Raw genomic sequence first — 12,570 nt, 5'->3', positions numbered from 1 at the left:
ATTTTCAACGATTTCTATATTAAAATTCTTTTTCTCAATTTGCAACAAATTAAATTTTACATTTCATTATCTAATGATTTAATGAATTGTAAAGTATCATTGTTACAGCCATTTATATCTATACCAATTAATTGTTTGAAGTAAACATCATATGCATCTATCCAATCATCAATAGTGTATAACGACTCTATATCTATAGGATACATGAGTATAGAATGATTATTCATCATATGCTGTGCTTCTTTTAAAATATGCAATGCTCCATCTTCTAATCTATTCATTACGACAGGAATGACCTTGTCTTTTATCGTCGTATGCTCAATGCCACTTAAATGATTAGGGTTGACATTTATCGTTTCACCATATTTATGGATTGTAATTGTATGAGAATATTCAGCAAATCTTAAATATTCCAACATTAAGCTCACTAAATTTTTAGGTAAATCTATAGAAATTAATATATTCGCTACTGATTCTTTAAAATTATAATGCCCATTATCAATAAGTTGTAATATTAAAGATGTTTGTTCACGTGTGTTAAGGGAACCGAAATCTGATAAAGATGAGGACAATGCCTTTCTATCTTCATCTAGTCTCGAAATCGCATATTCTTTAAGTGGAAAAAGTTCCATTCTGGTTTTATGATTTTTAACTTCATCGATAATTTGATTAATTACTTCAACTGCTTCATTAAATTGACCTAAACCATTCAGACTTTTAATATAATATATCATCAATTCGTCATAACAGTTGAATCCACGTTTTAACAAAATAATTGCCTCTTCTCGTAACTCTAAATAAGCATTCAATTGTAAAAGCATCCGGCATTTCTTTAGTGCAATCTCCTCGTTAAGGTCGAAATGCTGTTCATATATATTAAACAATTGATACATCTTTTCAAAATCTGCATTTCTTTCTGCATCATTTATTTGCTTAATCATTTTACTTTTAGACTGTGGAAAAGGTATAATATCAGCCATTAATTTAGCACTCCAATCATGATATATCTTGAAGAATTAATGCACTCCATGTTTCAAAATCCTCATAGGATTGAATGTCGCCTTGTTCTATCCATTTAATTTTTAGCGTATCAGTTTCTTTAGCTTCAACATCGTTTGAATGCACAGTGATTTTAAATACGACGCCCATATGAACTTTACCCACATCATTGTCATCATCATTTATAAAACCTAAATATTCCATATTTTGAGATTTATTATTACTTAATCCTACTTCCTCTTCTAATTCTCTTTGAGCATTAACTCTTAAAACTTCATTAATAGAATCAGCTCCAACAACATCGTTCATATGACCACCAACACCGATTGATGACTGACCATGTAACCGTTCTTCTCCACCACCAGAAAGACGTTCGTAAATAAGGATTTCACCCTTCTCATTTTCTAGTAGGCAATATGATATTAATTGTTTAAACGATGGATCATCTTCCATATCACCACGTCTTTTCACTTCATATTTATTTAACGCGCTAAAAATTTCTTTTCCTTTGAAATTATTTTTATGTAAAAAACCATTAAAAGCATTCTTATCTTTGTTAAATAAAATATCTCTGTTTACAACAATTATTTGTTCATCAAATTTAGACATGATTATCTCCTTTTAGATATAGTATACTATCAGTCATTTTAGCAAAAATTATCATTTTTTGCGATTGAATATATGTATATGTAAAACGATAAAAGCACCATTATATTCATAATTAAAATAAGACATAATCTTACATTGTTGATATTATGAAAATTTTAACAAAGTCACATTATATACCTTACTGTCATAACATGATTGCAAATTTATCTTTTTTTAGTTATTGACTTCGTAGATATTGATTGTTTCAAAGCATGATTTGAAACAAACTTGTATTATGAAATGACCAAAAAAATAAATTATGTCCGTTATTACATCAGGGTATTGTACTCAATATTTAAATGCTTTTAAATAATATATTAACAACAAGCATATAAAAAGACCTGAGACAAAGATTATTGTCCCAGGTCTTGTATAAATATTATTTTAAAGCTTCTTTAGCTTTTGATACTAATTCAGCGAAAGCTTTGTCATCTGAGATTGCAATTTCTGATAACATTTTACGGTTAATATCAATCTCAGCTTTTTTCAAGCCGTTCATTAAACGTGAGTAGCTAATGTCATGTTGACGTGCAGCCGCATTAATACGTGTAATCCATAATTTACGGAAATCACGTTTGCGTTGACGACGGTCACGGAAAGCATATTGACCTGATTTCATTACTTGTTGTTTAGCTACTTTATATAATGTATGTTTTGAACCAAAGTAACCTTTAGCTAATTTAATCGTTTTTTTACGACGTGCTCTTGTTACTGTTCCACCTTTAACTCGTGGCATAATAAATTCCTCCTTAGATGATCTCTATCGTATATATTCGTTTAAAATCTTATTTTTTGTATGCTAATAATTGTTTAACACGTTTCATATCACTTTTAGAAACTAACTTAGCTTTACGTAATTGACGTTTTTGTTTAGTATTTTTATTTGCGAATAAGTGAGATGTGAAAGCTCTAGAACGTTTTAATTGACCTGAACCAGTTCTTTTAACACGTTTAGCTGCTCCACGGTGAGTTTTCATTTTAGGCATGATTCATTTCCTCCTATAATTTAACATTTATTTTTCGTTGATAGGCGCTAACATAATAAACATTTGACGCCCTTCCATTTTAGGCTTTTGTTCAACAGTTGCAATATCTTTACATTCATCTGCAAATTTTTCTAACACACGTTGACCAATTTCTTTATGTGTAATCGCACGACCTCTGAAACGAATTGAAACTTTACATTTATCGCCTTTAGATAAGAACTTGCGTCCATTTTTCAACTTAGTTTGGAAATCATGTTCTTCAATAGTTGGGCTTAAACGTAATTCTTTAACGTTAATGACTTTTTGTTTCTTCTTCATTTCTTTTTCTTTTTTCTGCTGTTCGAATTTATATTTACCATAATCCATTATTCTCGCAACAGGTGGTTTTGCATTTGGTGCTACAACAACTAAATCTAAATCCACACGTTCAGCCATTTCTAAAGCTTCACGTTTAGATTTAACACCAATTTGTTCACCATCTTGGCCTATTAAGCGTAGTTCTTTTGCACGAATTTTCTCATTAATTTGAGTTTGATCTTTTGCTATGGTTGACACCTCCCAGAATTTTACGAAATTGTTCCAAGCAAAAAGAAGAGCGAGTATAACTACCCGCTCTTCTTAGACACAATAAATGTGTAACATGATTGACCTGCCAACTGCTTCAGCGTCGCCACAGGTGAGAAGCGGGTGCTTCTACTTGGTTCGTTTCGTATTCAACGTTAATAATCATATCAATATTTATTGTTTAAGTCAAACTATTTTTTAATTATTTTTATGGTGTCTTACTTCTTCCATCGAAACATCTTGCCTTAAGTCAACTTTGTTTAGAGGAATCTTTTTAGTTTTATATCTAAATTTATGATAAAAGAAGAAAATTAAGAATACAGGTATTCCCATGTAAGTTATAAAAAATCTATTCATATCAAAGTTACCTGTTTTAATAAAATCTACATCTTGTCCAATGATAACTATTACACATAAAATACCTGCAAAAATCGGACCAAATGGGAATAACTTCGCTTTATATTTTAATTTTGATTTATCATAATTTTGTTTATCAAATGCGCGTCTAAATCTAAAGTGACTGATTGCTATACCAACCCAAGCAATAAAACCAGTCATTCCGCTAGCAGCTACAATGTATTCATATGCATCTCCACTTAAATGTTGCAATGCGAAAATAAGAATGACTAGTACTCCAGTTGCAATTAGAGATACATAAGGTACGCCACTTTTATTTGTTTTTCCAAAAGAATTATAAGCTAATTTATCTCTACTCATTGAATATAACATTCTTGTTGAAGCATACATTCCTGAGTTACCTGCTGATAATACACTTGTTAATATAACAGCATTCATAAATGAAGCAGCAAAAGCTAATCCAGCATTCTTAAATACTAATGTAAAAGGTGAAGTAGCTATACTATCACCACCGCCCATTAATGCCTTACTATCATATGGAATCAACATACCAATAATGAAAATAGCTAGAATGTAAAATAAAAGTATACGCCAAAATACTTGTTTAATCGCTTTTGGAACTGCTCTTTCTGGATTTTCAGATTCACCTGCTGTAATACCAATAAGTTCAGTTCCTTGGAATGAGAAGCCTGCGACTAGAAATACACCAAGAATTGATAGCAAGCTACCTCCTAAATTCCCACCTAGTATTGGCCCATCTCCTTTTGTAAACGTATCAAATCCTACAAATTCTCCACCCATAATCCCTAAAATAGTTAAGATACCAATTCCTATAAATATGATGACTGTAACTACTTTGATAAGTGCGAACCAATATTCACTCTCTCCATATACTCTAACGGATAAAGAATTAAGCGCGAAAATAATAATAAGGAAAATACAACTCCAGACCCAAGCTGGTATACCTTGCATAGGGGACCAATATTGTATAACTTGCGCTGCAATAGTAACATCAGCTGCTACTGTTATCACCCAGTTGAACCAATAATTCCATCCTAAAGCAAATCCTAGTGAAGGATCGACAAAGCGTGTAGCATAAGTACTAAATGAACCTGACACAGGCAAATATGTCGCCATCTCCCCTAACGACGTCATTAGAAAGAACACCATCGCTCCAATAACTGCATAGGCAATCAAAGCACCCAATGCACCTGCGTCATGTATAGCTCCACCAGAAGTCATGAATAGACCAGTTCCTATACATCCCCCAATGGCAATCATTGAAATATGTCTATCTTTTAATCCTCTTTGAACACCGTCATTTTGTTTATTATTCTTTTTCATAGAAGCTCCCTTTCCTTCATAAGTAGAGGCTAACTTGTTACCACATCAATGCATATCATTGTTGTAGATAAATTTGGTATAGATGATATAAAAGTGAAATAATATTAATATCATTTTACTTTTATATCACTTGTCTTTATATCTGTATCAATAATGTGAAAAGTGGTTACATACCTTTAAGATATGCAACCACTAATGTTTATCTATATAAGGTAGCACATCACATAAAGTGACAGTACAACTTCTATTCGAAAGTTGTCCCAACAATGCTAACTTATGGAATTAACATCATTTCGGCATTATTACCTTTCACTTATTCAACACATGTCCCATACGACTTCTGATAAGTTAGTCATTAATAATGCAACCTCTAACTCTATTTATTATATTAATTTGTAATATACATGATATACTTTATATTTTCAAGTTTATCTATGCTTTTTTAAACGGATTTCATCAATAACATTCCAAATAAATTCATCTTTTTCAACTGATTCTTGTTTTTCAGAACCATATTTTCTTACATTTACTTCTTGATTCTCTACTTCTTTGTCACCTACAACAATTTGATAAGGTATTTTTTTCATTTGAGCTTCACGAATTTTATATCCCATTTTTTCATTACGGTCATCAATTTCAACGCGGACACCTTGCGATTTTAGTTCATCTTGTAAAAGTCTTGCATAATCATAATGTAAATCTACATTTACAGGAATAATTTCAACTTGCATTGGCGCCAACCAAGTTGGAAATGCACCTTTTGTTTCTTCTGTTAAAAATGCAACAAAACGTTCCATAGTAGAAACTACACCGCGGTGTATAACTACAGGACGATGTTGTTCTCCATCTTGACCAATGTACGTTAAGTCAAAACGTTCTGGTAAAAGAAAATCAAGTTGTGCTGTTGATAGAGTTTCTTCTTTTCCCATAGCTGTTTTTACTTGAACATCTAACTTAGGTCCATAGAATGCTGCCTCACCTATAGCTTCTTCATAAGTTAAACCTAATTCATCTGATGCTTCTTTAAGCATGGATTCAGCTTTTTCCCACATTTCATCATCATCAAAATACTTGTGCTTATCTTCAGGATCTCTATAACTCAATCTGAAGCGATAATCTTCAAAACCAAAATCTTTGTACACATCCTGAATCATATTAACTACACGTTTAAATTCTTCCTTAATTTGATCAGGTCTAACGAAAATATGGGAATCATTCAATGTCATTCCTCGAACACGTTGTAAACCTGATACTGCACCACTTGCTTCGTAACGATGCATAGTACCCAATTCAGCAATACGTATAGGTAATTCGCGATAAGAATGGGGTTTATTTTTATAAATCATCATATGATGTGGACAGTTCATTGGTCTTAAGACCATCGCTTCGTCTTCATCTAACTTCATTGCTGGGAACATATCTTCTTGATAATGATCCCAGTGACCAGATGTTTTATATAAATCAACATTGGCTAATACTGGTGTGTAAACATGATCGTATCCCATACTTACTTCTTTATCGACAATATAACGTTCTATTTCCCTACGTATTGTAGCACCATTTGGTAACCATAATGGTAAACCAGCACCAACGAGTTGATTGTTTGTAAACAATTCTAAATCTTTACCAATTTTACGATGATCACGCTCACGACGTTCTTCCAACATTTTTAGATGTGCTTTCAAATCTTTTTTGTCAAAGAATGCTGTACCATAAATTCGTTGTAACATTTTATTATCACTATTTCCACGCCAATAAGCACCAGCTGTAGATAATAGTTTGAACTCTTTAATTTTAGAAGTTGAAGGTACGTGTACACCTCGACAAAGATCAGTAAATTCACCTTGAGTATAAAGTGTTACGCTCTCATCTTCAGGAATTGCATCAATAAGTTCTAATTTATAAGGGTCATCCTTGAAGAAGTCTTTTGCTTTTTCTTTACTAACTACTTCTCTTACAATTTTATGATTTTCGTTCACAATTTGTTTCATTGTTTTCTCAATTTTATCAAAATCATCCGATGAAACCTTATCATCCATATCAAAATCATAATAGAATCCGCCTTCTATTACAGGACCAACACCAAATTTAACGTCTCCGTATAAACGTTTTAATGCTTGTGCCATTAAATGAGCTGTTGAATGACGAAGTACTTCTAACGCTTCTTCACTCCCAGGCGTAATAATTTCAATAGCTCCATCTTGTTCTAAAAGGCGTGTTAAATCTACAAGTTGACCATTGAATTTTCCCGCAACTGCTTTTTTTCTTAATCCTGGACTAATTGATTGAGCGATGTCTTCTGTAGTAGTCCCTTTATCAAATTCTTTTGTATTACCATCTGGAAATTGAATATTAATTTGATCCATATTTTTTCCTCCTATTTAATAAAACATCTGATCGTTGGCTTATTGAATAAATTAACTTTACTGAGCATAAAAAAACTCGTCCCTAGCAAGGGACGAGTTTGTCGTGGTACCACCCTAGTTAAGTATATGAATAGCATACGTGACCAGTCATATACTATACTTTACATAAGATAACGGTCTTGAGCCGGATATTCATTACAAATATCAATATTAACGAAGTAGTAATAATTTAATGTGTTAGCCATATTCTCATCAATTAATGACTTTCTGTGTAACAGAGATTAAATTATCGTATCTTCAATAGTTTCAACGATTAAGATTTATCTCTATTATACACCACATACTATAAAATTCAATTGTTTCTAAAATTTTTACCAGTCAAATAATAAGGTGTGGATAAAGTCTTAATTCTTTCAATAATTCGTGCTGCTTTAGTCTTTTCAGTGCCATCTCTAGTTATTGAAAGATGATGCTCAAGTTCACTATAATTAAAGTTAGAACTAAAAAATGTAGGAAGTTCATGTACCATTCTATAATGTAATAAAGGACCAATCACTTCATCTCTTACCCACGGTGTGACTTCTTCTGCGCCAATATCATCTAACATCAAAATATTAGCTTCTCTCACACGTTGTAATTTTTTCTCAAAACTACCGTCTTTAAAGCCACCTTTTAAAGTGCGAATAAATTCTGGTAAATATACAATTGTTGATGAAATCTTTTGCGATTTAAGTTGATTTGCAATAGCACCCAATATGAATGATTTTCCTGTACCAAAAGGACCATATAAATATAATCCCTTTACTTTTTCATCGTTAGTAATTGCTGTACAGATTTGATCAGCTGCCATTGCTACATCAAGTCTCTCTCGATTATTCATATAAATATCTTTGAGCTTTGCATGAAGTGTATCTCTTTGCATATGGTGAGATGTAATAAGTTGTGAATCAAATCGTTCCTCATCATGTTTAATTTTACACGGGCAAGGTAGATATCTAATTTTGATTCTTTCATTTTCAATATATAGTTCAGGAACATGTCCTTTTACAAAATTCGGACAATCATCATAGCGATGACCATCATAGACTTTTTGTTGATCTTTATACTCTTGAAGAACATTTAAATCTTCGTCTATCATCTCATTAGTTATATGACTACGATTTTTCTCAAGAAAATGTTTAACGTCAGTATCATTGATTACATCTTGTTTTATTTTTTGTATACGTTTATCTAGATTTTGAGAATCGCCCATGATATTTCTGAAACTTTTCATTAGTTATCTTCCTCCTTCCACTTTTGATTTAACTTTTCAAGAAATGCTTGTCGATCTTTTTCAAGAGTGTCATCATTTATACCTTTATTATCTTCTTGATTGTCCCTATTTTGAAGCCATTTAGGCGTCTTTTCTTTGGATAAAAATTGATTTTGTCTTCCACGATTGTTCTGCCGTTTATCATTAGAATGTGTTTCATAATTTTTAGGTTGATTAACTTGTAATGCGTATTCATATGCTTGTTTGGCATTTGAAATACCAATTTTCTTCCAGTTAGAAGCAATTTCGAAAATATAAGATTTTGGCAACTTCATATCTTCTTTTAGCATAACAAACTGTAAAAGTATATTGATTACACCAAAATTCATTTTTTCACGGTTAATCAATTCTTCTATCATACTTTTTTGCGACTGTGTAGGTTCTGAATCAGACCAACTTGCTAACATATCAATCGGACTTGTTTCATCTAGCAGTTGTAACCAATCATTTGTAGTATCTTTTGCGTGTCGATCTTTTTTTTCATCGTTAGTTTTATGTGTTTGATGCTCTAATTTAGGCAATTGATTATCATGTTCAATCAGATAATAAGTTCTAGCTTGCTTACGCATTTCTTCAAAAGATAACTGTTGTGCACTGGTAATGGAGCTTAATATAACATTTTTCATGCCATCTTCAGTAATCCCATAAAGCGTCGCAAGTTGTATAATCAAATTCTTAGCTTCTTTATCGATAATTTCATTACTAATAAAATGATGGTTCAACATCTGTCTCAACATTTCAAAATCAAAAGTTTCATTAGATAAATCTATACCATTATAATGTTTGATTTGCTTTAAATTAATTTGATCTGAAACATTGACCTTTTTAGGTACATTGAATACTTCTGTAAATTTTCTAGTGGTCTGTTGATATTTGCTTAAATCTTTCTCATCTTTTTCGAAATAAGATTTAAGTGCTTGATAACGTTTTTTATCAACCTCACTAAATAAAAATACTGATAACATAGGATCATTAAAAAATTGATAGGCTGTTGGAGGCTGAATTAACTCATAAACAAAGTGAGAATACTTTTCTTCATGCCTTACAAATGTTTTAATCAATCCAATAGCCTCTAAATTGTCCATTTGCTCCCTAAAATCTAATAAGTTAATTTTTAGTTCATTCATGAATATATAATGCGTTAACCCGAGTTGTTGACTTTCGTCTATGAATTGACTCATAAAATGATAGAGTCCTATTGATTCAACTCCAATTAAAGGGGTAAATAGTCGATTTAAAATATCTAAATGTTGTGAGGTGAATTCGAAATGTGTAATCACCTCAAATCCATCTTGTGGTTTTAGACCATATTCATAGGTTTGTAACCCCATCTATTTATCACTCCGTTTATTATCACTCAAGATACCTTGCATTGACTCTAAGAGTTGATCAACATCTTTGAATTCTTTATATACAGATGCAAATCTTACATAAGAAACTTGGTCAACATGCATTAATAAATTCATAACATGCTCGCCAATTTCTCTAGAAGAAATTTCAGTTTGTCCTTCATCTCTAAGTTGCCACTCCACTTTATTAGTTATGTCTTCAAGTTGTTGATAACGCACTGGTCGTTTCTCGCAAGATCTTACTAAACCATTTAATATTTTTTCTCTTAAAAATTGTTCTCTAGTTCCATCTTTCTTCACTACTATTAATGGACTTACTTCAATATGTTCAAATGTTGTAAAACGCGTTCCGCAATTTTCACATTCTCTTCTACGTCTAATCGCATTGGCCTCATCTGCATGTCTAGAATCAACCACTCTGGAATGTGTAGAATTACATTTTGGGCATTTCATATATATCACCCTCCCAAGTTTGATCACCGTACATTATACTATAAAAGTACTGTGTAAAAAAGAAAGGTCAATTACAACTATAAATGAAAGAATGTAATGATACATTGATACCACCACTATGTGTAAAAAAGGAAAATATATCTTATAAATAAAGGTTTTAGTGTACTATGTTATTTATTAAAAATATTACATTTTAACGTGATTAAACATTTTAAATGAATTTCAATCATTTAAGTGTACTACACAATTTTATAAATACGACCAAAAGTACCATTATTAAATTACAATTGAAAGATGATTCGTTAAAATCACCTCATTTCAAAATCATCTCAACTTGATTAATAAATAATGACTATGGATTATTTTTCTATAAAGAAAGTATCTAGTAATATGTCTAAAGCTAATTGGTTATCTATAATAACATCAATGGTGCTTCAACTTTGTTTAGGGCTATTTGTATATAAATAAACCTGAGATAATATGGCTATCTCAGGTTTAGTGCAAGTATAAATATTCAGTTAAATGGCTTTTACCATTGCTTTATCATCAATTAATTGTCCAATTTTGTCAGCTACTTCAACAACTCTATTCGAATAACCCCATTCATTATCATACCAAGCGATAACTTTCACCTTATTTTGTCCCATAACCATCGTAGATTGAGAATCAATAATAGCTGAATGAGGATTTGTGTTAAAGTCTACAGAAACTAAAGGAGCTTCTTCAACATCAAGAACACCTGTTAAATCGGCATTTTTAAATGCGTCATTAACTTGTGTAACTGTAACATTCTGTTCTAAATCAACAACTAAATCAACGAGAGAGACATTTTTTGTTGGTACTCTTAAAGCCATTCCATGAAGTTTACCTTCAACTTCAGGTAATACTTCTTTAAGTGCTTTAGCAGCACCTGTTGAGGTTGGAATAATACTTTCATTACAAGAACGTGCTCTTCTTAAATCTTTGTGAGGATTATCAATATTTTTTTGATCATTTGTTATCGCATGAACTGTTGTCATCAGACCATTTATGATTCCAAATTTATCATTGAGGACTTTTGCAACTGGACCGATACAATTAGTAGTACAAGATGCATTACTAAAGATATCGTATGTATCAATATCAAGTTGATTATCATTGACTCCTTTAACAATCATTTGAACGTCTCCACCTTTAGACGGTCCAGTGAGTAATACCTTTTTAGCACCTGCATTAATATGAGCAACTGCTTTATCTCCGTGATTAAATTTACCTGTAGCTTCTATAACAACATCAATATCCATCTCATTCCATGGTAAATTTTCTGGATTGCGATCAGAAAGTAATTTAATTTCATGTCCATTCACTTTAATACCACTTTCTATCGGTTCAACTTTTTTATCATAAACTCCATGCGTCGTATCATAATTAAGTAAATGTGCAATTGTTTCAGGTGGATAACTAGCGTTAATCGCTTTCACATTTAAATTTTTATTATTTAGTGCTATTCGTAACACCATTCTACCTATTCTACCCATACCGTTAATTGCAATATTCGTTGCCATTCAAAGCACCCCTTGTTTTATATGTTATACTTTATGGAAATAGTATAACATATTCAATTTTAAATGAAAGCGTTTACCGACAAATTTATCTATAAATATAAATTAAGCTTTATCATTTATAAGATTTTGATTCAAACATTGACTATGGAATTGAATAAATAAGGATTCTAATAAAACATCTACTTTTGTATTTACTCTATATCGATTAATCGTTTTATAAGAAGAATTTTGAATTTGTGAAAACCACATCATTCGAATACTATCATTAAGAAATTTTTCTACCCGAAAATACAGATTATGTGTAGGCATATAACACTACTTTCAACATCATATTGGGATGCTATAATGTTGCGCAACGATGCGGTCTGAATTCAGTATCGGGAATTGTTTCAACAATATCATTCGCATATTGTGACATATCATGTGTGGGAATATGTACTGAAGTTTCCTTTAGTAAAGTAAGTTGAGTCATATTATAATCTTTATACATAAGGTACCTCGTTAATTTAGTTTAGTGGTATTTGTTAAATTATACGAAAGGACCTTATTTTTGAAAGTATTTCAATGTTAAATTACATATAAATACAAAGTATTTGGGCGAAACTCATGAGAAAATAGGACAAGCTAAAGACTACAGGATGAAGCTGT

Annotated in this window: 11 protein-coding genes, 1 pseudogene, 1 riboswitch and 1 other annotated feature; all 12 genes and pseudogenes read right to left on the bottom strand. The window is 31.4% G+C overall.

Annotated features, from left to right (window positions below; genetic code table 11):
- Positions 1–56: 56 nt before the first annotated feature.
- Entirely contained in the window at positions 57–980 is a 924-nt protein-coding gene (locus tag HMPREF3241_RS04230; protein ID WP_070853483.1) for a pseudouridine synthase family protein, read from the bottom strand.
- Positions 981–996: 16 nt separating this feature from the next.
- On the bottom strand, positions 997–1,608 hold the full coding sequence (locus HMPREF3241_RS04225; protein ID WP_002476900.1) for an NUDIX domain-containing protein: 612 nt from the start codon (positions 1,606–1,608) through the stop codon (positions 997–999).
- Positions 1,609–2,026: 418 nt separating this feature from the next.
- Positions 2,027–2,383 carry a 50S ribosomal protein L20 gene (rplT, locus tag HMPREF3241_RS04220; RefSeq protein WP_001830839.1) on the bottom strand — a complete coding sequence of 119 codons (357 nt, stop codon included), beginning with the start codon at positions 2,381–2,383 and terminating at the stop codon, positions 2,027–2,029.
- 49 nt (positions 2,384–2,432) lie between these two features.
- On the bottom strand, positions 2,433–2,633 hold the full coding sequence (rpmI, locus tag HMPREF3241_RS04215; protein ID WP_001830767.1) for a 50S ribosomal protein L35: 201 nt from the start codon (positions 2,631–2,633) through the stop codon (positions 2,433–2,435).
- A 27-nt stretch (positions 2,634–2,660) separates the two neighbouring features.
- The gene (gene infC, locus HMPREF3241_RS04210) at positions 2,661–3,188 is read right to left on the bottom strand and encodes a translation initiation factor IF-3 (RefSeq protein ID WP_001830789.1); all 528 of its coding nucleotides are present in this window, start codon (positions 3,186–3,188) and stop codon (positions 2,661–2,663) included.
- Between the two features lie 26 nt (positions 3,189–3,214).
- Positions 3,215–3,338, bottom strand: a sequence feature (ribosomal protein L20 leader region).
- A gap of 57 nt (positions 3,339–3,395) precedes the next feature.
- Positions 3,396–4,898: an amino acid permease gene (locus tag HMPREF3241_RS04205; protein ID WP_002474760.1), complete on the bottom strand. Its 1,503-nt coding sequence runs from the start codon at positions 4,896–4,898 to the stop codon at positions 3,396–3,398.
- Between the two features lie 205 nt (positions 4,899–5,103).
- Positions 5,104–5,279, bottom strand: a riboswitch (Lysine riboswitch).
- Between the two features lie 47 nt (positions 5,280–5,326).
- On the bottom strand, positions 5,327–7,264 hold the full coding sequence (gene thrS, locus HMPREF3241_RS04200) for a threonine--tRNA ligase (RefSeq protein ID WP_070853482.1): 1,938 nt from the start codon (positions 7,262–7,264) through the stop codon (positions 5,327–5,329).
- A gap of 352 nt (positions 7,265–7,616) precedes the next feature.
- The gene (dnaI, locus tag HMPREF3241_RS04195) at positions 7,617–8,537 is read right to left on the bottom strand and encodes a primosomal protein DnaI (RefSeq protein ID WP_070853481.1); all 921 of its coding nucleotides are present in this window, start codon (positions 8,535–8,537) and stop codon (positions 7,617–7,619) included.
- Entirely contained in the window at positions 8,537–9,907 is a 1,371-nt protein-coding gene (locus HMPREF3241_RS04190) for a replication initiation and membrane attachment family protein (RefSeq protein ID WP_070853480.1), read from the bottom strand. Before HMPREF3241_RS04190 ends, dnaI begins: the two co-directional genes overlap by 1 nt.
- The gene (gene nrdR, locus HMPREF3241_RS04185; protein ID WP_001830825.1) at positions 9,908–10,378 is read right to left on the bottom strand and encodes a transcriptional regulator NrdR; all 471 of its coding nucleotides are present in this window, start codon (positions 10,376–10,378) and stop codon (positions 9,908–9,910) included.
- Positions 10,379–10,896: 518 nt separating this feature from the next.
- Positions 10,897–11,922 carry a type I glyceraldehyde-3-phosphate dehydrogenase gene (gap, locus tag HMPREF3241_RS04180; protein WP_002446650.1) on the bottom strand — a complete coding sequence of 342 codons (1,026 nt, stop codon included), beginning with the start codon at positions 11,920–11,922 and terminating at the stop codon, positions 10,897–10,899.
- A gap of 105 nt (positions 11,923–12,027) precedes the next feature.
- Positions 12,028–12,412, bottom strand: a pseudogene (locus HMPREF3241_RS12075) (transposase); the annotation flags it as partial.
- Between the last annotated feature and the right edge of the window lie 158 nt (positions 12,413–12,570).

Source organism: Staphylococcus sp. HMSC34G04 (genome assembly GCF_001838765.1).
GTDB lineage: Bacteria > Bacillota > Bacilli > Staphylococcales > Staphylococcaceae > Staphylococcus > Staphylococcus epidermidis.
The sequence above is the reverse complement of the archived record's forward strand: the minus strand, read 5'-3'. Positions and strand labels throughout refer to the sequence as shown.